At 34.1% G+C, this 23696-nt stretch carries 18 protein-coding genes; 11 read left to right on the forward strand and 7 right to left on the reverse strand.

Translation table 11 applies throughout. From position 1 onward, the window contains the following. Positions 1-45 precede the first annotated feature (45 nt). The 4 genes from lgt (at position 46) to C6368_RS11605 (ending at position 4444) form a co-directional block, all read left to right on the forward strand. A complete protein-coding gene (lgt, locus tag C6368_RS11590; protein WP_107039377.1) occupies positions 46-879 on the forward strand; it encodes a prolipoprotein diacylglyceryl transferase in 834 nt (277 codons plus the stop codon). A 115-nt stretch (positions 880-994) separates the two neighbouring features. After that, entirely contained in the window at positions 995-1951 is a 957-nt protein-coding gene (locus tag C6368_RS11595) for an NAD(P)H-dependent flavin oxidoreductase (protein WP_107039378.1), read from the forward strand. After that, positions 1951-3198, forward strand: coding sequence for a M16 family metallopeptidase (locus tag C6368_RS11600; protein ID WP_107039379.1), 1248 nt, complete (start codon positions 1951-1953; stop codon positions 3196-3198). The genes C6368_RS11595 and C6368_RS11600 overlap by 1 nt, the downstream gene beginning before the upstream one ends. Then, positions 3188-4444, forward strand: coding sequence for a M16 family metallopeptidase (locus tag C6368_RS11605; protein ID WP_107039380.1), 1257 nt, complete (start codon positions 3188-3190; stop codon positions 4442-4444). The genes C6368_RS11600 and C6368_RS11605 overlap by 11 nt, the downstream gene beginning before the upstream one ends. A gap of 190 nt (positions 4445-4634) precedes the next feature. Here the strand turns inward: C6368_RS11605 and C6368_RS11610 are convergent, their stop codons facing one another. Further along, the gene (locus C6368_RS11610; protein WP_159038574.1) at positions 4635-8393 is read right to left on the reverse strand and encodes a T9SS type A sorting domain-containing protein; all 3759 of its coding nucleotides are present in this window, start codon (positions 8391-8393) and stop codon (positions 4635-4637) included. Positions 8394-8780: 387 nt separating this feature from the next. On the opposite strand from C6368_RS11610, the gene C6368_RS11615 reads away from it, so the two are divergent. The 5 genes from C6368_RS11615 to C6368_RS11635 all read left to right on the forward strand — a co-directional run bounded on the left by C6368_RS11615 (position 8781) and on the right by C6368_RS11635 (position 15696). Further along, positions 8781-10838 (forward strand): T9SS type B sorting domain-containing protein, encoded by a 2058-nt coding sequence (locus tag C6368_RS11615; RefSeq protein ID WP_107039382.1) that lies wholly within the window; start codon positions 8781-8783, stop codon positions 10836-10838. Positions 10839-11078: 240 nt separating this feature from the next. Beyond that, positions 11079-11876, forward strand: coding sequence for a twin-arginine translocase subunit TatC (gene tatC, locus C6368_RS11620; RefSeq protein ID WP_107039383.1), 798 nt, complete (start codon positions 11079-11081; stop codon positions 11874-11876). 86 nt (positions 11877-11962) lie between these two features. Further along, the gene (locus C6368_RS11625; protein ID WP_107039384.1) at positions 11963-14413 is read left to right on the forward strand and encodes a DUF5686 and carboxypeptidase-like regulatory domain-containing protein; all 2451 of its coding nucleotides are present in this window, start codon (positions 11963-11965) and stop codon (positions 14411-14413) included. A gap of 73 nt (positions 14414-14486) precedes the next feature. Next, positions 14487-15218, forward strand: a complete 732-nt coding sequence (gene lptB, locus C6368_RS11630; protein ID WP_107039385.1) for an LPS export ABC transporter ATP-binding protein — start codon at positions 14487-14489, stop codon at positions 15216-15218. A 37-nt stretch (positions 15219-15255) separates the two neighbouring features. Next, the gene (locus C6368_RS11635; RefSeq protein ID WP_107039386.1) at positions 15256-15696 is read left to right on the forward strand and encodes a hypothetical protein; all 441 of its coding nucleotides are present in this window, start codon (positions 15256-15258) and stop codon (positions 15694-15696) included. Positions 15697-15703: 7 nt separating this feature from the next. Here C6368_RS11635 and C6368_RS11640 read toward each other — a convergent pair whose 3' ends face one another. Then, positions 15704-16942 (reverse strand): PP2C family protein-serine/threonine phosphatase, encoded by a 1239-nt coding sequence (locus C6368_RS11640; protein ID WP_107039387.1) that lies wholly within the window; start codon positions 16940-16942, stop codon positions 15704-15706. 58 nt (positions 16943-17000) lie between these two features. Continuing rightward, complete coding sequence (locus tag C6368_RS11645; RefSeq protein WP_107039388.1) at positions 17001-17927, reverse strand: UDP-3-O-(3-hydroxymyristoyl)glucosamine N-acyltransferase; 927 nt, start codon at positions 17925-17927, stop codon at positions 17001-17003. Between the two features lie 256 nt (positions 17928-18183). On the opposite strand from C6368_RS11645, the gene C6368_RS11650 reads away from it, so the two are divergent. Together C6368_RS11650 and C6368_RS11655 are read left to right on the forward strand one after the other, a co-directional pair. Further along, positions 18184-19245, forward strand: a complete 1062-nt coding sequence (locus tag C6368_RS11650) for a lysylphosphatidylglycerol synthase transmembrane domain-containing protein (RefSeq protein ID WP_107039389.1) — start codon at positions 18184-18186, stop codon at positions 19243-19245. Beyond that, positions 19217-19729 carry an adenylyltransferase/cytidyltransferase family protein gene (locus C6368_RS11655; RefSeq protein WP_107039390.1) on the forward strand — a complete coding sequence of 171 codons (513 nt, stop codon included), beginning with the start codon at positions 19217-19219 and terminating at the stop codon, positions 19727-19729. The genes C6368_RS11650 and C6368_RS11655 overlap by 29 nt, the downstream gene beginning before the upstream one ends. Before the next feature lie 102 nt (positions 19730-19831). Here C6368_RS11655 and C6368_RS11660 read toward each other — a convergent pair whose 3' ends face one another. From C6368_RS11660 to porW, 4 genes are read right to left on the reverse strand one after another with little or no spacing between them, the layout of a single operon-like run. After that, positions 19832-20215, reverse strand: a complete 384-nt coding sequence (locus tag C6368_RS11660) for a hypothetical protein (protein WP_107039391.1) — start codon at positions 20213-20215, stop codon at positions 19832-19834. Further along, positions 20193-20447 carry an AtpZ/AtpI family protein gene (locus C6368_RS11665; RefSeq protein WP_107039392.1) on the reverse strand — a complete coding sequence of 85 codons (255 nt, stop codon included), beginning with the start codon at positions 20445-20447 and terminating at the stop codon, positions 20193-20195. Before C6368_RS11665 ends, C6368_RS11660 begins: the two co-directional genes overlap by 23 nt. Continuing rightward, positions 20447-20887, reverse strand: a complete 441-nt coding sequence (locus tag C6368_RS11670; protein WP_107039393.1) for a bactofilin family protein — start codon at positions 20885-20887, stop codon at positions 20447-20449. The genes C6368_RS11665 and C6368_RS11670 overlap by 1 nt, the downstream gene beginning before the upstream one ends. Positions 20888-20898: 11 nt before the next feature. Next, positions 20899-23607, reverse strand: a complete 2709-nt coding sequence (gene porW, locus C6368_RS11675; RefSeq protein ID WP_107039394.1) for a type IX secretion system periplasmic lipoprotein PorW/SprE — start codon at positions 23605-23607, stop codon at positions 20899-20901. Positions 23608-23696 lie beyond the last annotated feature (89 nt).

Genomic DNA, 23696 nt, shown 5'->3' on the forward strand with positions numbered 1-23696 from the left:
CTTTCAAAAAAAGTATCTTTCGAAAACATTTTAAAAACATACGTTGTGATATTAGGAATTGAATGGAATATGACCTCTCAACTTATTGACGGGTGGAGCACTCCAAACTTATACGGTTTACTTTTTGTTTCGGGATTAATTATCGGTTTTTACGTGATGAAGCGCATTTTTAAATCCGAAGGAATTCCAGAAGCATGGTTAGACAAACTATTAATTTACATCGTTGTAGCTACCATTGTTGGTGCACGTCTAGGCCATGTTTTCTTTTACGATTGGCATATTTACAGGGAGAATCCTATTGATATTTTTAAAGTCTGGGAAGGTGGACTAGCTAGTCATGGAGGTGCAATTGCAATATTAATTGCCTTAATTATTTACAGCAAAGTTGTAACTAAAAAAGCCATTTGGTGGATTTTAGACCGAATTGTCGCTCCAATCGCCATTGCAGCATGTTTTATTCGATTAGGAAATTTAGTAAATCACGAAATTATCGGAAACCCAACATCGATGCCGTGGGGATTCATGTTCATGCATGAAAGTATCGATAATTTAGTGGAAGTAAATGGTAAAATGGTTCATGTTTATCGTCACCCAGCCCAATTATACGAAGCATTGGCTTATTTATTGAGCTTCTTCATCCTCTTAAGACTTTATTGGAAAACTAACCTAAAAGAAAAGAGCGGATTCCTATTTGGACTTTTCCTCGTCTTTATATTTGGATGGAGATTCATTATCGAATTCGTAAAAGTTGGTCAAGCAGAACGAGATGCCGGGTTGATTATCAATACCGGTCAGTGGTTAAGTATTCCTTTCGTTTTAGCAGGGCTGGTAATTATGTTGCTGGCTTGGAGGAAAAAGTTGAATCCTAAAAATGATTGATATATGGACGGTTGGCAAACCTTCCGTACATACCATCATTTGAATCACCCCAATATTCCGCCTTATTCCGAAAGTATCGCAAAATTCGATACCAAAATTAGAAAAAACTCATTTTATGAAAAATAGAATTACATCGTTGTTTAATATAGAATATCCACTCATTCAAGCAGGAATGATTTGGTGTTCGGGTTGGGAATTGGCTTCTGCGGTTTCCAATGCAGGTGGACTTGGAATCATTGGTTCGGGAAGTATGTATCCTGAAATTTTGGATGAACAAATTCAAAAATGTAAAGCGGCAACTGACAAACCTTTTGCTGTGAATCTACCCATGCTTTACCCAGATATTGACAAGCACATTGAGACGATAATTAAACACAAAGTTCCTATTGTTTTTACATCTGCTGGAAATCCTAAAACATGGACAAAGCATTTAAAAGACCATGGAATTACAGTTGTTCATGTTGTTTCTAGCGTGAAATTCGCATTAAAATCTCAAGAAGCCGGTGTTGACGCCATAGTTGCGGAAGGTTTTGAAGCAGGTGGACACAATGGAAAAGATGAAACTACAACTTTTTGTTTGATTCCGATGGTGGCTGAAGCTTTAGACATTCCAATTATTGCAGCAGGTGGAATTGGAAATGGAGCAGGAATGTTAGCAGCTATGAATCTAGGAGCTGATGCTGTTCAAATAGGAAGTCGTTTCGTGGCTTCGGAAGAATCTTCTGCGCATATTAATTTTAAAAATACGGTTGTTGAAGCCAAAGAAGGCGATACAATTCTAACTTTAAAAGAGATTACTCCAGTTCGATTGGTTAAAAATGCTTTTTATACTCAAGTTGTAGAAGCTTATAATCAAGGGAAGAAATTGGATGATTTACTTGCCTTACTTGGAAGAGGTAGAGCGAAAAAAGGAATGTTTGAAGGTGATTTGGAAGAAGGTGAATTAGAGATTGGTCAAGTTTCTGGATTGATCAATAAAATTCTTCCTGCCGCACAAATCGTGGAGGAGATTGTTAATGATTTCAAAGCTGAATTATCAGCACAAAATACAAATGAAAAATTTAAGTTTTAATGGTAGAATTTGAGCGTTTTGTACTCGACAATGGATTGCGTGTAATTTTCCATAAAGATGTAACAACACCAATGGCGGTGGTTAACACTTTATACGATGTTGGAGCGAGAGATGAATCTCCAGAAAGAACTGGGTTTGCCCATTTATTTGAGCATTTAATGTTTGGCGGATCGATAAATATTCCAAATTTCGATGGACCATTGCAAGAAGCTGGTGGTTCGAATAATGCTTTTACTAGTAACGATATCACCAATTATTATGATGTTGTTCCTGTTCAAAATTTAGAAACAGCATTGTGGCTAGAAAGTGATAGAATGTTGTCTTTGGCTTTCACAGAAAAAAGCTTAGAAGTTCAACGTAGTGTCGTAATTGAAGAATTCAAACAACGTTATTTAAATCAACCGTATGGAGATTTATGGTTAGAATTACGCCCTTTGGCTTACCAAGTTCATCCCTACAGATGGGCAACAATTGGAAAAAACATTGAGCATATTCAAGAAGCGACGATGGAAGAAGTGAAAGACTTTTTCAACACACATTATCACCCAGGAAACGCAATTTTATGTATTGCTGGAAATTTGGAATTAGACGAAGTAAAACGACTAGTTGAAAAATGGTATGGCGACATTCCTTCGAAAGAAAAGAAAGTTAGAAACTTACCTCAAGAACCAAAACAAACAGAATTCAGAACAAAAACGATTGAACGAGATGTTCCTTCAGATGTTTATACATACGGATTCAAAATGGCTGGGAAAGGTCAAGAAGGTTATTACGAAGCGGATTTAATTTCTGATGTTTTGGGAAGAGGAAAATCTTCTCGATTGTACAAACGCTTGAAAAAGGAATTGGAGCTGGTGACTGACATTAACGCTTATGTGATGGGATCGACAGATACAGGAATGCTAATGATTTCTTGTCACCCAAGTGATGGAGTAACTTTAGAGCAAATTGACACAGAAATCTGGAAACTTATAGATGAAATGCAATCCACTTTAGTTGAAGAAGCTGAGTTAGAAAAAATTATCAATAAAGTAAAAACAACAAAAGCGTTTTCAGAGCAAGGAGTGTTGAATAAAAGTATAGCCCTTGCACAAAGCGAATTAATGGGAGATGCAAATCTCATCAATACCGAAACGGAATCTTACGAGAAAGTTACAGTAGAAGGAATTCAGAAACACGCTGAAGAAATTTTACAGAAAACAAACTGTACCCAATTGATTATTAAAGCAAAGAAAAATGATGAATAGAACAATTGCACCCGAAACATCAACGATTACACATATAGATTTTCAATCACCAGAAATTGACACTTTAGGTAACAAAGTGAATATTTACAGCATGCTTGAAACAACGGATGAAACGGTTCGAGTTGATTTCATTTTTGATGCTGGAAGTTTAAAAACATCAAAAATCATTGCGCAGCTTACTGGAGAACTATTGTTTTCTGGCTCAGCAGATAAATCCAGTGATGAAATCGAAGATAGAATTGATGGATTGGGTGGATTCACTGGAATTGAAGTTTCCACTGAAAAATCTACAATTTCTGCTATTGGATTAAAAGAACACATTGTTGCAATTACTCAAACCGTTGTTGACGCAATTATTAATGTAAATTTCAATCCTAAGGAAATCAATCAATTGCTTCAATCGAAGAAAAAGAAAATGGCGATTAGTTTAGAGAAAGTTTCTACGCAAGCCAGACGAGCTTTTTTGAGCGATTTATTTAGCAATTCACCTTATGGAGATTTAACGCAATTGGAAGATTACGATAAAATTAACCAAAAAGATTTAATCGAATTCCACAAGGACAAATACTTAAAAGGCTTACAATACATCAGCGTAGTTGGTTCTTTAAATGAGGAAGAATTAAATTCAATCAAAGCATTAGGAAATCAATTCAGTAAAGATGAAGTGACTAAAATTGATTACGATTATAGTTATACGCCAAACAACATTCACTTAAAAAAAGAGCAAGCACTTCAAACTGCAATTCGCGTTGGAAGAGTTTTGTTCAACAAACAACATGAAGATTTCATCAAATTTAGCGTTGTCAATACCATTTTAGGTGGTTATTTCGGAAGTCGATTAATGACATCTATCCGAGAAGACAAAGGTTATACTTACGGAATTGGTTCTGGAGTTGCACAACTCAAAGAAACAGGCTATTTCTTTATCAGCACAGAAGTTGGAAAAGAATTTAAAGATTTGACTTTAGAAGCCATAAAAGAAGAAATCACACTTTTACAAACTGAAGAAGTGAGTGAAACCGAATTATCATTGGTCAAAAACTACATTATTGGTCAAATCTTAGAGCAATCTGATGGAGCGCAAGCCATGATGGACAGATTTATTTCAGTTGAAACTTATGGATTGGACTTCTCTTATTATGATAAGTTCATCAAAGAAGTGAATGAAATTACTCCGAAAGAAGTGAAAGAACTGGCGAATTTGTATTTGAATTGGGAAGACTTTACTGTGGTGAGTGCTGGGTAACATGACTTTGGGGTGACGGAACGCGGGCCTTCGACAGGCTCAGTCACCGCAAGAAGATGCAAGCAATGCGGATTTTAGTCGCGGATTTTTATTCGGAGAAATCACGGTCGCTTGAGAAATGAATTTACGAACCAAGACCATGAGTTACAATCTCGTGGGAGCTTGGTTCGTAAATTAATAGGCTATTCATTTATTCGATTTTCAGCTTTTTAGTAATTACTGAATTGGATGTTTGAAGTTGCAGGAAATAAACTCCTTCAGCTAATCCATAGATACTATACCCACTACTTGAAGAAGCTACTTTGGATTTAAAAACAATTTGGCCCACTGAATTTGTTAAAATTAAAGGTGAACCTACCATTGATTCAGGAACATTAAGATAAAATAATCCAGTTGTTGGATTCGGATACAACTCAATTTCTTCTTCTATATAAGATTCCAATGAAAGTGAGCCCTTAGTTTTAAAGACAAAGTTTACAGATCTCAATACCGACCTATTTTGACTTCCACCAAAATTCGAATCATCACAATACATCGTTAATGAAAATGCGAAAGATCCATTGATATCTTGCGTTGTATAATAAACGTTGGTAATAATAAATGTATCAATCCCTTGCGCTAAATACCAAGTTGCTTGGTAAATATTCTGATCAAGTTGGATTATACTATTCAAATCAACATAAAAAGTATCTATTGGTTGAGTGTAGTCATAAGAACAATTATAGGTCGATGAGGTAAAGAGTGAATCAGAATAACTGAGGTATGTTGAATCACTATTGTAGCTAACAGTTAAATCTGAAACAACAAATGTAGTTTGATAACTATTCAATGCATTATCTGTTATTGAAAGATCATAAACTCCTGAGCAAAGGTTTTGGATATCTTGTGTTATTTCTCCTGTTGAATATAAAAAAGTAAAAGGCGGAACACCTCCATAAACATTTGATTGAGCTTCTCCATCACAAACCGCCCCAACATTATTTGTAACTGAAACGTTACCATAAATTGAACAATCAATAATTAAATTTAATGTATGAATACTATCGCAACCCACTTGATTGATAAAAGATTCGGTATAAACACCTGATTGAGAATAAGTAGTTCCATTTATTGGCCACACATAGTTACCACATGAAGTAATCGAGTCAACATCTAAAGAACCTGTAAGAATTGTCAAGTTCAACATAACAATAGAATCGCAACCCGCAGCATTTACTAAAGTATCTGTGGCTGAATAATTATTGCTTGTGTAGGTTATACCGTCGATCCATGTATGAGAATCGCATGCTGTAACAACATCAATACCAGCTGATGAGGATTTCACTGTTAAGTTCAGAGTTACAACCGAATCACAACCTGCGGCATTTGTTAGTGTATGTGTAGCTGAATTATTGTTACTTGTGTATGTTAATCCATCAATCCAAACAACAGAGTCACAAGCAGTAATAATATCTGTACCAGTTGAAGGGCTATTACCTGATATTGTTAAGTTCAGAGTTACGATTGAATCACACCCAGATGGACTTACTGCAGTAAATTGAGCGGAATTGTTACTAGCTGTATAAGTTATTCCATCAATCCATGTGAAATCGACACATGAAAAAACAGTTTGCACGCTTGAGAGTGGAGGACAAGTCGTTGATATATTTCGATACAATTTAGCTGAAAAGCTACGATCATTTTCTCCTCCAGACACTAACAAGTCAAAATCTCCATCTCCGTCGATATCTGAGAAATCAATACTCCCTTCACTAACTCCATTTATAGGTAAATTTGTTAATTCGAAAAAATGACCTAAACCGTTGTTAATATAAATTTTAATGCTGGCACTATAATAGAAGGAAGTATTTGAACCAGTAATTATTAAATCTTGATCACCATCTCCATCTATATCAACAAATTGAGCAGAACTATTATAAACTCCTTCAAAAGGGGTGCCTAAAATTTCAGAAAAGTTTCCTAGACCATCATTCTCATACATTATAGCCGCTGGAGGTGATATTGAACTTCCTGTAATCAAAAGATCTTCATCTCCATCTCCATCAATATCTGCAAAATCTGCGGTACCTAAGTTAACAAGATTAAAAGGAGTTCCTAATGCCTCTGTGAATCCTCCTAAACCATCATTCAAATATAATCCAGAAGTAGGTGTGCTATTTTCTTGACCTGTGATTATTAAATCTTGATCTCCATCACCGTCAATATCTGAAAAAGACACTCCCCCATTGGCTCCGACAAAAGGAGTTCCAAGGACTTCTGTAAAATTACCTACACCATCGTTTGAATATAACTTCGTAATATAATCCAAATTATAGTCATTTCCGATTATTATAACGTCCTTGTCATTATCCCCATCAATATCTGCAAAGGCGATGGTACTTGAGTTCAAACCTTCAAATATAGTGCCCGACATCAGTGTAAATTCTCCTAACCCGTCGTTTAAATAAAGTAGCGTTGTATCTAAATATGATTGAGTTGAAGAATTAAACCCATTTCCTGTAATCAAAAGGTCTTGGTCTCCATCGCCATCGACATCTTCGAAAGCAACATCACCCCAATAAACATCAGAAATAGTATCTGTCGTGATTTCATTAAAAACACCAAAACCATCATTATTGTAAAGCTTGGATATAATTAAACCACTTGCTTTCATCCCTGTAAGTAGTATATCTTCATCTCCATCTCCATCTATGTCTTCAAATTTATGAGCGCTATTACTCACCTCTTCAAGCAATGATTTTGTAACTTCAGAATAGCTACCCAATCCATCACCAATATAGTAATTCGTTACTGCAAATCCTGCACGTCCTGAAAATAAAATATCCAAATTACCGTCTCCGTTCATATCCGCAAAATCAACTTTTCCTGAATGCACACCATCGAATACAGCGCTGGTACTTAGCGAAAATACTCCAAAACCATCATTAAGGAATAGATTAGCAACCTGGGAAAATGTAGATGTTTCCCCAGTAATTAACACATCTTGATCTCCATCATTATCAGCATCAGAAAAAGCAATAGAAGTACCTCTAAGATTGATAAAAGGTGTATTGATATTTTCTGTAAAAATGCCTAAGCCATCATTAATGTAAAGCTTAGTTATATACACATTTAACGAATTAACTCCAGATATTAAAACATCTTGATCTCCATCTCCATCTATGTCTGCAAAAGCAATAGAGCCATCATTAGAACTAATAAATGATACGTTAACTTCTTCTAAGAATGTACCTTGTCCATCATTTTTATATAGTTTGGTTGAAGAATTATTTGGTGAGTTTTGAACTGAGATGAGAACATCTTGATCTCCATCACCATCAACATCAGAAAAAGCAACTTCACTGGATTGTACCCCTCCGAATGCAGTGCCAATCACTTCAGTAAAGTTACCTATTCCATCATTAGTGTAAAGCTTTGCAATGCTACCTCCTTGTATTTCACCTGTTATCAACAAATCCAAATCCCCGTCCCCATCAATATCAGAAAACGCAGTTGCCCCTCCTGAAACATTATCAAAAGGGGTTCCTAAATCTTCTACAAAATTTCCTAATCCATCATTAATAAATAATTCGGTACTGTATAACGATGATACAGATCTACCGGTAATTAACACATCTTGATCCCCATCTCCATCAATATCTGCAAAATCCACTGTACTGATATAAACAGGAGTAAAAGGAGTTCCTATTACCTCAGAATAATTGCCAATTCCATCATTTTCATAAAGTTTTGCAATTCGATCATTAAGCTCATTTTGACCAGTGATGAGCACGTCCAGATCTCCATCAGAATCAACATCTGAAAAATCGAAAGTGCCATAGCGTGCGCCATCAAAATCTGCAACCACTTGTGGAGAAGGTAAGGGGGGAAGAATTAACTCAAATTGAATTTGAGTTTGACCTAAAAAAATTGAAGAAAAGGTCATTATAAGTAGTAAATATTTTTTCATGAAAATCGAATTTAAAATCATTCAAGAAGCCATTCTGTATAGCAAACAAAAATATAACTTATTTTAACGAAAATAAGATTTAATCGAATTTTTTGGGTTGAATCTTGTCGAAGCTACTAAAAAGCTGATTCTAAATCTACATTAAACAATATCGGTTTTTTTATTTTATTTAAAAAATCCTGAATTCACGGCGAAAATCGCCGTAAATCCAATAATTATAAACTAATCCTTCCAAAAATCACCACATCATTCAAAAAATCCAATGGTACACCTAAAATTTATCCTTAATTTTGCAGAATAGTGTTATCAAAATAAGACCACCTTTTCAGCAACGTAAAATATATATCAACGTTATACTATTAGAATTAAAATTACGTTTAAACACCAATGTATAAAATATTACAATTCTTATCTATAATTTTGTTGCTCGGATTCAATATTTCTGAAGCAAGGGCTTTGCTTGCTCCAGAGATTACTTGTATCACAACTGCACCAAATGGTGACTTAACAATTCACTGGAATCCAATTTTAGATCCGAATGGCGAATTTGATAGTTACGACCTTTTCGGTTTAGGAGGTGGTTTTTACAATACTTACACAGATATCAACACAAATAGTGCAACAATTACGAATCCGGGAGCTGGAATTGTAGATGGATATTATGTAACTGCAAATTCAAATGTACCTGGAAGCACTCCCCTATCTTCTGATACTTTAAAGAACATCTTTTTAGACTTAAATAACCCTGGAAATGGAGAAGCAGTTCTTTCATGGAACCAACCCTTCCCTACTCAACTCAGCACTTTTAATAATTACTTTCATATTTACAAGGAATTTCCTGCTGGGAATTGGACGTTAATTGATTCGGTACTTTACAACACAACGAACTATGCGGATTCGATTACAGTTTGTTCTGAATTTATCAGTTATCAAATTGTTTTACCAACTTCAAATTGTGATTTCACCAGTAATATTCAAGGTGATATATTTGAAGACAAAATCGTTCCTAGTATTCCAGTAATTAGCACAGTTAACATCGATACTTTGACTAACGACATTACTGTTTCTTGGGATGTAAATAGTCAGGCAGACACGTACGGCTACGTTGTTTATCAAACAGATTTAAATGGTAATTTGGTTGAAATAGATACTGTTTGGGGAAGACCAAATACAACTTACACTCATTCCGAAAATTTAGAGAATGGTCCATTTCAGTATTCCATAGCGGCTTTCGATTCTTGTTATACGACAAATGTGCCTCCAACCTTCCAAACATCTGCAAAAGCGAATCCGCACACAACAAATCAATTGAGTTCCTCGATTAATGCTTGTGATGAATTACTCAATTTAACATGGACTGGATATTTAGGCTTTAACTCTGTGGACTTTCACAAGATTTTCATGAGAACAAATGGAGGAGCTTGGATCGAAATTGGTCAATCACAATCAAATTCATTTAGCACAAATATTAATTTAGGTGATGAAATGATAGTTGTTGTTCAAACTTTCTCTAGTCAAGGTGAGACTTCTTTTTCGAATATTGATACAGTAACCTTAATCTCTGGAAACGGAAATGAGCAGTCTTATTTGAGTGTTGCGACTGTTTATGGTAAAGAAATAGCGGTTAAACAAAGAATTACAAATTTAGGGAGTGCCGAAATAATTGAACTATATCGCTTAAATGAAAAAACACAAACTTTCGAAAAAATAGAGCAAAAGCATATTGGAAATAATAATGAAGTTGTTTTTATAGACAGTGATGTCGAAACAGACGAAAAATCCTATACCTACAAAACAAAATCTATTGATACTTGTCAATTGAAATCTGAATTCTCAGAAATTGGAAAAACCATGTTATTGAATGTGATCACCAAAGAGGAAACAGAAAGTCACACCTTACAATGGAATCCTTACACTAATTTCTTAGGAACAATTTCTAGTTACAGAGTTTATCGCTCAATAGATGGTTATTTTTCTCCTACTCCAATCGCGGTCCTTCCCTACAATACAAGAAGTTACACCGACACTGTCGATCAATTCAGTACACCGAGCCAAGGAAAAGTTTGCTATTATGTTGAAGCAGTTGAAGCGAGTAATATGTTTGGATTACAAGAAACTAGTTTCAGTAATGTAGCTTGTCCGATTATTGAACCAATTATATATATTCCAAATGCATTTACAGTAGGTGGTCAAAACCCAATATTCAAACCAATTACGAGTCATAACAGAATCGAAGAATATTTATTTGAGGTTTATGACCGATATGGTAGAATAATATTTAAAACTAAAGATCCTGAAGTAGGATGGGATGGTCAATTATTAGATAAAGATCATTTCGCCGGGGAAGGGGTATACGTTTATCGTCTTTCCCTAAGAGATGGTAACGGAATTGAGGTAGTCAAACATGGCTCTGTGACTTTGTTAGATTATCGGGAAGTAAAATAATTTTTCTAATTTATCTAGCATCAATAACTTCAAACTCTAGCGGGTAAGCTTATTTATTTTCTGAAGACTGCACTTGAGGAATACATACAGGAAAAGAATTTAGAAGTTGAAAGAGTACTATGTAGAATTGTAGAGAAGTTATCTATTCAGACTATAAGATTCATAAATCAAAAATTTCACGAATAAACAAATAAACTATTCTTAAAAAGACAAGAAATAACACTATTTTCGCATTCGATTATGAATGACGAAGAAAATGAAATGTCTTTCCTTTCTCACCTTGAGGAATTACGTTGGAGAATAGTGAGATCAGTTATCGCAATACTTGTTTTTGCGATTGTGATGTGGTTTTATAAAGAATGGATTATACAAAACATCTTTATTTCCATGACGAAACCAAGTTTCATTTCCTTTCAGTTTATGTGCGATTATTTGGGCATTTGTTTAAATGACATTCCAATTAAATTTCAGTCAAACAAAGTAGGTTCGCAATTTTCTACGGCATTATTGATGTCCTTTGTAGGAGGATTTATCATTGCATTTCCTTACGTTTTTCATCAATTGTGGGGATTTGTAAAACCTGGTCTAAAATACAACGAAAAGAAAGAAGTGCGTGGAATCACATTTTTCGTGACATTACTTTTCATGATTGGTGTTGTTTTCGGATATTTAGTAGTTGCTCCATTATGTATTCAGTTTTTTGGTGTATTCTCACTGTCCTCAGAATTTGAGAATATATGGATGATTGCTTCATTTATGTCCTTAATTATTTCTAGCGTTATTTTTACAGGACTATTGTTTTTACTCCCAATCGTAGTTTACATTTTAACCAAAATCGGAATCATAGATGCTGTTTTCTTAAGAAAATACAGAAAACATTCTATAGTTGGAGTTTTAATTTTATCTGCATTGATCACACCACCCGACTTTATAAGTCAGGTAATAGTTTCTATTCCCATCATCCTACTTTATGAGGTTGGAATTTTAATTAGCGCTAGGGTAGTCAGAAGAAGATTAAAAGCTGAAAAACTAAATTAATCTCGTTTTATACAAACCCTTCAATCCATGAAAAATAATATAATTGGCAATTCTATTTCATCACAAATTAATTACATTAGAAAACAATGAAATGGCTAATCATATTATTTCTTTTAACAAGTACCTTTCTGAGTGCTCAAAAAACGGGAGTATCAGGAAGTGTAATTGAAGCAGAAACTGGAGCACCTATTCCCTTTGCAAGTGTATTTTTTCAAGATTCAAAAATTGGTACAGAAACCGATTTTGATGGGAACTACGATTTGGAATCATACTACTCTACTGACTCACTAGTTGTGCGGGCATCTGGCTTTGCGAGTCAAACTGTTTACATAAAAAAAGACCAGACTCAAGTAATGAATTTCAGGTTGGAACCCATTACTCAAACTACGGATGAAGTCTATATTCGTGCACCGGATGAGAAACCTTCTACCGTTTTACACAGAAGAATTGTCAACAATAAACCTATAAACAATAAGGAGAAGCTAGGAGCCTATCAGTATGAAACTTACAATAAAATTCAGCTTGATTTAAATAATATTGGAGAACAATTTGGAGACCGGAAAATAGTTCAAAATTTGAACTTGGTTATGGACTATTTAGACACTTTAAACGGTGATAAATTTTTACCACTTATACTCACCGAATCTCTCTCCGATTTTTATTACCGTACAAATCCGAAATTAAAAAAGGAAGTTGTCAAAGCTTCTCGAATTACAGGAATTGAAAACCTGGAGGTTAATCAATTTTTGGGTGAGATGTATCAAGACATCAATGTTTATGAGAATTACATCGGTATTTTCGATAAATCATTTATTAGTCCAATTGCTGATTTCGGAAGGGCATTCTACAAATTGTATTTAAAAGACAGTGCATTCATTGGCAACCAATGGTGCTACCTATTAACTTTTGAACCAAAAAGAAAAGGTGACCTAACCTTTGCTGGAGAAATGTGGGTTCATGACACTACCTACGCTGTTAAGCAATGGTCAGCAAATGTTGCAGAGGATGTAAATATTAACTACGTCAATGGTTTTTATTTAGAACAAGAATTCGAACAGGTAGAAGAAGAAGTTTGGATGATGACATCGGACAAATTGATTGTTGACCTAAAAGCGTTAGAAAAATCAAAACTTGTTGGTTTTTATGGTCGAAAGTTAACTACTAGGCGTGACTTTGTAATCAACACACCTAAGCCTCCTGATTTTTATCGCGCAAGTGAGAATGTTGTTGTTTTAGATGAAGCAGGTAAAAGAACTCCTGAATATTGGAAAGCGAATCGTCACAAACCCTTGAACAATCAAGAGGAGGATATTGAGACCATGATAGATTCATTAAATGAAGTTCCACTTTTTAAGGCCTTTAAAAACATAACTTTTATGATCACTACTGGTTTTTATCCCTTGGGTAAAATTGAAGTCGGTAGTGCAGGAAGTTTATTTAGTTTCAATACTGTTGAAGGATTTAGGAATCAAATTAAACTTAGAACTTCAAACGATTTTAGTGAGCGAATTGAGTTTTCTGGAAAATTAGCTTATGGTTATAAAGATGAAAAATTCAAATATGGAGGAGGAATTCGCTACAATGTAACACCGAAGAAAAGAGGGATGTTAAGCCTCTTTTACGATTATGACATCCAACAGCTTGGACTATCGGAAGAAGCTGCAGATATTGATGGTGCTTTTGGTTCTATTTTCAGAACTCAGCCTTTAGACCAATTGATTATGGTGGAAACTTTTGGCGCCAAATTCGAGAAAGATTTATGGAAAAGTTTTATTGTAACGGCTGGAGCAAAATGGGAAAATATGGGTGCTTTAGGCGCTGCGGAATTCAGGATTCCTACTTCATCAGTATCCTATCAATTTATTGACGAAATTTCCACATTTGAAACATCCTTAAAAATAAGATACGCCAAAAATGAAGAATTTATAGCAGGAGCATTTGACCGTATTTCGCTAAGATCAAAGTATCCAGCAATAAGTTTAGAAGGGGTTCTAGGAATAAAAGGGGTTTTAGGTTCCGATTATGAATATCAAAAGCTGGAATTAAAAATGAGTCACAGTCCTAAGCTGGGGATTTTCGGAAAGTTATATTACGAAATTTACGGAGGAATTTATTTTGGTGAAGCCGCTTATCCCTTCTTAAAAGTTCACGAAGGTTCTCAAACGTATTGGTTCCAAACTTTAGCGCACAACAGAATGAATTATTTCGAATTTATTTCTGACCGTTATGTTGGTGCTTCTGCCGAGCAGCATTTCAATGGTTTATTTTTTGATAGAGTTCCATTGGTAAGAAAATTAAAATGGAGGTTAGTAGCATCTGCCAAAGCCGTATATGGAGATGTATCTGAAAGACAAACAACAGAAATGTTATTGCCGGAAAATACAAAGTCATTTGGCAACGTTCCTTATGTAGAAAGCGCTATTGGAATTGAAAACATATTTAAAGTTTTTAGAATAGATGCCATTTGGAGAATGACACATTTGGACCCTGGAGTTTCACCTGTTGGAATTAGAGCTAAATTCTTAATTAGGTTCTAAAATTCTAAGAAAAAATGCAGAATTAACATTTGAGTCTTTTGAATATACTATTTTAGTCAGTGGAAATAAGAAAATGAAATTATTTACAAAAAATATAACTAAATCCTACCGTAGCCGAAAGGTTGTTAAGGGTATTTCCATTGAAGTTAATCAAGGAGAAATAGTTGGGCTCCTAGGACCTAATGGAGCAGGGAAAACAACTTCTTTTTATATGATTGTAGGGTTAGTATCGCCAGATAACGGGACTGTTCATTTGGACGATAAAGACATCACCCGTCTCCCAATGTATAAAAGATCTCAACTTGGTGTAGGTTATTTGCCACAAGAAGTATCAGTTTTCAGAAAATTGAGCGTTGAAGATAACATTATGGCCATTCTAGAAATGACCAAATTAAATAAGGCAGAGCGACATGAAAAACTCGAAAAATTAATTTCTGAATTCGGACTAAATCACGTTAGAAAAAACAAAGGATCCGCACTTTCAGGTGGAGAAAAAAGAAGAACAGAAATTGCTAGAGCCTTAGCAACCGATCCTAAATTCGTGTTACTTGACGAACCATTTGCAGGAGTAGACCCGATTGCGGTGGAAGATATACAGTCCATTGTTGCAGAATTAAAAAACAGAAATATTGGCATCCTAATTACTGATCACAACGTTCAAGAAACACTTTCTATTACAGATAGAGCATATTTATTGTTTGAAGGAAGTATTTTAAAAGCCGGTACAGCTGAAGAATTAGCTGCCGATGAACAAGTTAGAAAGGTTTATCTTGGTCAAAACTTTGAACTTCGGAAAAAATCGTAGTACATTTACACAAAATATTAACCTATAATTTTAAATCATGAATAAATTAATTCACCTTTCGATTATCACCCTAATCATATCTTTATCATCATGTTCTAAGTGCGACCCTAGTAATAGCACAGAAGGAATAATTGTAGAAGACGCAATTGTAAGAATTATTGGCCAAGCACCTGAAGATTTATTCATAACGAATGCAACAAGTTATGATAAAAACATAGAGATGAGTCTTGATGGTGGAGTAAGCTATAAGTCTGTTGATTTCAATAAATACTCTGTTTTAGGATTATCAACTTCTGCAACATGCAGTTCAGGTTACAATAGAAATGTTACAGTGAACAAAATAGAATCAACTGTTAATTATACGATATCAATTACAGAGTGTTCAACATGTAAAAGCAATACAACAATTCCCAATTATGTATTGACTACTGCTGTTCCAGAGGAATACACTCCAGTATATGAAATAATTAGAAATTAATTTTTTTTTAGAAGATACGGCAACTAAAAATTGCTGTATCATCTACCAATTCTTCAGTTTCTCGGAATTCGTCCAATTTCGAAAAAATAAGATTATTTAAATCTTCCATTTTCAAAGGGTAAAAACTATGGATTAACTTGATTAATCTATCAGCTTGGAAATATTCTCCTGCTTTATTTTGAAGTTCAACTATTCCATCCGTATATAAAATCAAAGTTGAATTAGGTTTGATTTCAATTTCATCTGGTTCTATAAAAGGAATTTCATCTAACATACCTAAGCCAATTGAACCCTTATCTAGAAATTCAGCTTTTTTTCCATTGGTTAAAATTGGATGATTGTGACCGGCATTAACATATTGCAAAAGCCTTGTTTTGGAATTGTATTTCCCTATGAAAAAAGTAATAAATTTTTCTCCTTTTGCTGCTTTCATGACCTTACCGTTTAGTTCATGAATGAGATATTCTAAATCAAATTTCTCAAAACTTAAAAGCGTTCTAATTGTAGCTTGAAAATTAGCCATCAACATAGCTGCTCCTACACCTTTCCCAGAAACATCGGCAATACAAATTATAAATTCATCTTCATTGATGCGAATAAAGTCATAATAATCACCCCCAACCTCGTGCCTGGCAGTATAAGTAGCAGCTAGATCTAAACGTTTATCTGAAGGCAGATTATCTGGGAAAAGTAATTTTTGCATTTCGGATGCCACTTCTAATTCTTTATTAATTCTCTCTTGAATTAAACCTTGTTTATTCATCCTTTTATTCTCAATTGCTACAACTATGATGTTGGTTAGCGTTTCAATAAAAGAAAGCTCACTTATAGAACTTGAAAAATTATACTCTTTTCCATTTATGTTTTTCTCACTCAATAAAAGAAATGCCAATGCTTTTTCTTGATGAAAAACAGGAATAACCACATCAAATTGATTCAATTCGAGATTGCTTGATGATTCGATTAAAGTAATTTTATCAAAACGCAACAAATCACGTTCAATATCAATATCTTTTATCCTTCCCTTTACTCCTGTTTTTATTAAATGAGTCCAATTAGTTTGTTTTTTATAAAGCACAAATTTTTGCAATCCCAATTGTTCTTTGAGAATGAATTCATACACCGAAAGCAAATAATCCAAGGATTGATCAGAATTGATTCCTTTTGTAATTTCAAGCAAGGCGTTTAGTTCAAAGTCTTTAAACTTCAATTCCTCACTTAGTGCTCGAATTATGGAATCTTGCATTCTACTTTTTTATGCTTTATGAGATCGATATTTATTATAAAACCTGTTGAAAATTAGATTACATATTCTCTAAGATCTCTGGCAATTTGCGTAAAGCAGCCATTTCTCTATACATCAAACGAATGTCTTTCGCCGGACTTCCAAAGTAGGTTTTATTTGGCGCTAAGCTCTTAGAGATTCCCGATTGGGCTAAAACAACAGCATTTTCTCCGATAACCACATCACTGGCACAACCCACTTGCCCCCACATAGTAACATTGTCTTGCAATTCTGTACATCCCGCAATTCCAACGTTCGCAGCAAGTAAACAATTCTTTCCAATTATAGTATCATGACCAACTTGCACTTGATTGTCTAATTTAGAACCTTCACCAATTATAGTTGTTGCGGTAACTCCTGCATCGATAGTACACATTGCACCAATCTCTACATTCATTTTCAAATGTACATTTCCACATGTATGTAATCTGTCATACCCTGTTGGCTTCTTTTTGTAATAAAAAGCGTTAAATCCTATCACTGAATTTGCACCGATAATCACATTGTCATCAATTATTGTGCGATCCATAATTACAACTCCAGGATAAATCAATACATTTTCACCAATTACCACATCATTACCAATAGTTACGTTTGGATAAATCTGCGCGGAACCTGCAATTTGGGTATTTTCTCCAATGGCATTTATCGTAATTCGAACAGGTTTAAAATGTTTAGTTAATTTATTGAAGTCATCAAATGGATGTTCACTAATTAATAAACCTTTCCCTTTCGGACATTCTACTTCTTTATCAATCAAGATAGTGGTTGCATTACTTTTCAAAGCTTTGTCGTAATACTTTGGATGATCAACGAACACAATATCTCCTTCTTCAACACGGTGAATTTCGTTAATTCCAGTTATTAAGTGTGCTGGATCTCCTGAATATTCACAGTTTAAGAATTCAGCAATTTCTTTAATTGTTTTTGGTTCTTCTAATTTCATAACCCACGATAATTTATAGCTCTAAAAAGTAAAAGTATAAAGAATCTATTGCTTATTTTTAAAATTCGGCAATAGTTGTTAGGTTTTTGGTGTTAGTAATCAATATAGCATGGCTTTTTACAATTAGATGTTATCAATCCCCAAAATTCCTAAGTCTATTAAAGTAATTTATGTTATTTAAATGAACGACAATAAAATTTTAAACTAATTATCAGCAGAAAACTTTAACTTCGCTGGTTCATACAGAATCTATAGAATGGCAAAAAGCACGAATAAAAAAATCATTTCAGTAATCAAGGTTTTATTCCCCTTGGCAATTGGTTTATACTTGACTTGGCACTTTTATAATGCCATGGATGCTCCAACAAAAGAAATCTTTTTCAAGGCGATAAAAGAAGCAAACTATTTTTGGATTTTCCTTTCAATGTTACTCGGATTCATGAGTCATTTGATTCGCGCATACAGATGGAAATACTTATTAGAACCACTTGGTTATACGCCAAAATTTTGGCACCGTTACCACGCCATGATGGTTGGATACTTGGTTAATTTACTTATTCCGAGGGCAGGAGAAGTTACTCGTCCTGCTCTGCTATATCAAACAGATAAGGTTCCATTTTCAAAAAGTTTTGGAACCATCATAGCTGAAAGAATGTTTGACCTTGTAATGTTGGGTGTCATTTTCTTGATTACCATAGCATTGAGTTTTGATGATTTAATTGCCGTAAAAGACATAATTATTGACGGTGCTCCAGAGGAAGGTAGTGAAGCCCAAAGTGGACAATGGATATTGAATTTAATCATTTCAGTTATAGCGGGAGGTATACTTTTATTTGCCATTCTTTGGATTAAAATAGAGAAATTCAGAACAAAAATTACAGAATTTATAAAAGATGTATTGAACGGATTTTTCGGGATTTTAAAATCAAAGAAGCCGTTCCAATTTATATTTTATACAATAATGGTTTGGGGCTTATACTTGTTGTTTTTTGGGATCTGTTTTAAAGCATTTGAACAAACAGAAAACTTTCCAATTAGCGGTGTTTTCATCGGATTTATCGCCGGAACATTTGGATTAATGTTTACGAGTGGTGGGATTGGAGCATATCCTTACTTGGTAGGAATTGTTGTGATATACTTCATTGGTGACCAATTTGAGATCAAAGAACATGCAGAAGGAGTTGGAAAAGCCCTAGGAATGATAATTTGGTTGTCACAAACAATCATGATGATTCTTTTAGGTTTATTATCTTTGATTCTATTACCAAGAAATTACAAAAAAGAAAGCGATGACAAGTTGGGAGCAAATAAAGCATAAATTAGTTTCTCAAGAAGAAGCAAGTGCAATAATATCGTCTTGGAAAGACAATCAAAAGAAAGTAGTTTTCACTAACGGTTGTTTTGACATTCTGCATTTAGGTCATGTTACATATTTAGCAAAAGCTGCTTCATTAGGTACATATTTGGTGGTGGGTGTAAATGCCGATGAAAGTGTAAAAAGACTGAATAAAGCTCCTGGAAGACCTGTTAATGAACAATTATCTCGTGCATTAATTATCGCATCCCTACAAGTTGTGGATTTGGTTGTTATTTTTGATAATGATACACCAAAAGAACTTATTGAGGTTATTCAACCCTCTATTCTTGTAAAAGGGGCCGACTACGACGCTTCAGTTACAGATGAAAAAGATGCTAAATACATTGTAGGTTCTAAGGAAATCAAAGCCCTTGGAGGAACGGTTAAAACCATTGAATTGGAAGAAGGGTTTTCAACAACTGGATTAATCGAGAAGCTAAAATGAAGAATAATTGATAAATTGGTTATTAAAAAATAGACTATGAGAAAGTTTTTTGACTTATCTCTATATTTCACCTATATAAAACAACGAATTCATAATTGGTAATTATTTCTTGACCTTTGTTTTCACCAAATAAACAGTTTGAAAAACTAGTGAAATAAAGAATAGAACGACAAATTGGATTAAAACAGGTTTAGCGATTTCATCAAATCCTATTTTTATGTACGCCGCAAATGCGAAGCATCCCAACATTTGGATTGTTGTGAAGAGTAAGTAAAGCTGCGCGAAATCGATTTTATTATTTTCGTTATTTCCGAGGTAGAATATTGTTGCTCCAACACTATTGAGAATAAAAAGCACCGCATAGGATAGGATTATTTCGTTACCAAAATAAATATCTGGATAAGTCTGCAGAATTCCATAATGGATTAATGCCAGTCCCGTAAAGAAAAATAAATAAACTAAATTATCCTTTAGAATCGTCTTCATCTTTACTCATTTTAATTACTGCCCTTATGATTTGAAAAAGTGATGCAAAAATAGCAATAAGTGTCAATACAAGCGTCCATATAGGGAATTCGTTTTCTTGTTTTTCATCCAACCAATCTCCACCTAAAGCAGCAATTGTAATAACGATACCCATTTGAAGAGCAATACCTGAAAACCTCACATAAGTATTCACGCGCTTCTTTGTATCTTCTTGATTTCCCTTGTTTTCCATTAATAAACAAGCTCAGAAGCTTCCATTTTTTCTTTCGGGGCAATTTTTTTCAATTTTTCAACCGATTTTTTTTTCCCCGTATTTCCTTCACCTGTTTTAATGTTTCCGTCAATATGAGCACCATCTTCAATAACTATTCGACCAGTTTGAATATCTCCAACTACAGATGCTGTTTGGTGTAATGTCAATAATAATTCTGCATTAATGAAACCTTCAACTTTCCCATCTAGCTCCACTTCCTTCGCATGAATATCACCGGTGATCACCCCTTCTGTTCCCAGCACTAATTTACCATCACAGTTAACGTTTCCAACAATTTCACCATCGATTCTTAAACTACTCGTTGCTGTTAAATCTCCCGTTACTTTGGTTCCTGAAACAAGTCTATTGAGTCTATCTGGACTCTCTGGCTTTGACTTCGATTTATCTCCTTTAAACATGGTTCATAATTTTATTTATATGTCTCCTTATAGAATTCTCTGTATTCCTCCAATTTTTGTTGCTGAAGCATAACTTTAAAGTTTTCTTTCGAAATGAAAATGATTTCGTTTTCCCTTAAGTTCCCTATATGTTGTTTAATTCTTTTAAAATCACGCATATAATCTTTAGCCTCTGAAGTGGTTTTAAAATCCTTCACCATTACAAAGTTAGTGTTTTTATCATAAACTTGGGGAGCACTGCTTAAACGCATTCTTCCAAAGTAATCTCTGTTAAAGTTTGAGATATTATTCCCTGAGCTATTTGCATTCTGATTTTCTTTTAAAAATACGAGAATATAGTATTCATCCGAATCATATGAAAATAATTGCGTCGCAATTTCAAACTCCTCAAATGGAGGAATACCATTTTCAATTAACTCTATTAATTCTTTCGCCTTTTTAGCTATATCAGTTTCAGGGTATTCTAAAATCGCTTGATTTAAAACAGGTAATAAAGAAGTCTTATCACTGTTAATTTGTCCCATTGCCATTGCTTTCAAAAGGAAATACTCTTTTCTATAAACATTATCAGGTTCCTCTTCAATTACTTTATCTGCTCTCAAAATAACAGGATAGAATAAACCTTGTTCGAATCGTGTTACAGATCTCAAATAATCCTTTAAAGCCAAAGCATCACGTTCTTTTTTCTTAATAAAGTAATCAGGATCTCTTAGGTAATTAGCATAATCTGTATTTGGATAATTATTTAAAATGTATGATTTATACTGTCCATTACTTCCGCCATTTTCATTGATTTTATACAACTGAAATGCCGAAAGAACATTGTTTTCATTTTCAATATCTTTATCTAAAACACGTTGAAACTGAACCGCACCCATTTGCGTTTCATTCAATTGTTCCTTATATATCATTCCTGAATTATAAAGCGAAGCCAAAAGTCTTTCATTACTCAAATCCATTAACGAATCAGTAAGCGGAATATCAGTCATTAAATCATCAACAGACAATTCACTTACAGCAATTTCGTTGGTTTCTTCTGGAACTAAAGAATCACCAGGTATAGAATCATTGCCGAAATTATTAAATGCAATTCGATCCGGTTTTTGAGACAATCTCCAATAATCTTCATTTTCTCTTTGTCCCCAAACCCTTCTAAACTCTTCCAGTCCTTCCTTCTGGGCTTTCAAATTGCCGAAATACCATTTACTTCCTCCTTTCTGGTTCTGTTCTGCATACGTTTGTTGAAGTTTACGAATTTGCTCTGCACGTATCGCATCTCTTTCTTGCTTTTCTTTTTCCTCCTTTTGAATTTGCTTAACAACATCCTTCAAGAACTTCTCACGGTCATTCTCACTTAAGTTAGCAATTCTTTGAACACTATCTTCAAATGCAATTTGATCGATATACTCAACAAGATTTGCTAATTTTTCAGCCTTATTTTTAATTACCTCAAAATTATGGTAAGACTCCGGAATAACATTCGCCGAACTATCGTAATATTTTTGAGCAGAAACATAGTTTTTTTCTTCGAAAGATAAATCTCCTAATTTCTCATAACTCACCCCTTTTTGACGTGGATTATTTAAAGAATAGAAAACAGAATTAGATAGATAATACTTCGCTTTTTTACGGTCATTTCGTCCAAGTTCAACTTTCGACATTGCGAAGTATATCTGATCTCTGAATTCAAGATAACGTTCTTCTTTCGCTAAATCCTCCAATTCCTCAATCATTGTTTGATCATTCAGGTCACTTACAACAGCTCTATTAATTTTAGCATTAAAACTCATTTCGAACGGAGCGTTCTTTTTTATACTTTCTGAATAGAAACTTCGTGCCTCGGCATTTCCTTCTTTTTCTAGAAGTTGCCCCAAAATAAAACTTAACCTTGCTTTATCTTCTTTACTAGGCGCTTCTTTTAAAGCATTTCTTAATTCGGCAATAGCAACTTTTGAATCGTTCTTTTCTAATGCTAACATCGCCTTAACAATAGCTAAATCATACTTGAAGTCTTCAGGTACATCAGGAGAATCACTTTCATCAGAACTACTGGTTTTAACGAATTTCAGCTTTTTCCTTTTCTTTTTCTTCTTTTTTGCCTTCTTTTCAGCTTCTGCGTCAGTATAAACCACCTTATTGGTTCTCGCCTCTAGTTTTTGAAGTGATCTTGTTGCTTCTGCTAATTTCCCCATTTTAATGAAGGTTTTTGCTTCCCACAATTCACCCGTATAAGTACTTGGACGGTCAACATAAAACTTGCGCATGTATTCAAAACTTCTTAAAGCAGCGTCATAATCACGACGAATGTAATTCGCATAACCAATAATGAACCAGTTTTGGTCTATCCAGTTTGCGTGTTCAGTTTTCTTTTTAGATGGTTTTGAAGAGGTAGGCATACTGTGTTTAGAAATCACAGTTTGACATTTAACGATTGCGGTATCTACTACAGGGTAAAAGTTAACAACGTCTTCTTCATTTGGTAATAACTCAATCGGCAAAATATCATTATAGTCTTCTCTATAATTTTTTCTATAGTCCTCTAATCCAACCCTAATTAGTTCTTTAGCATTAAAGTAACCATTATATTTTGCGGTAGTACTGTGATAAGTACGATTGATAAAGGTATTTTTCTCGGTTGAACAACTGCTAATAATTAGAAAGACAGCAAAAAATGCTACCAAAATTCCAAATGCTGATTGTTTGTTTTTTATATGTCTCATAAAATTCTTCTACTCCCTAGTACTTAACTCAAAACTCACAAAAATATTATTAAATTTTGATATTTATTTCAATAATGCAAAAAAGCCAG

The organism is Brumimicrobium mesophilum, from assembly GCF_003025005.1.
Classification (GTDB): domain Bacteria; phylum Bacteroidota; class Bacteroidia; order Flavobacteriales_D; family Crocinitomicaceae; genus Brumimicrobium; species Brumimicrobium mesophilum.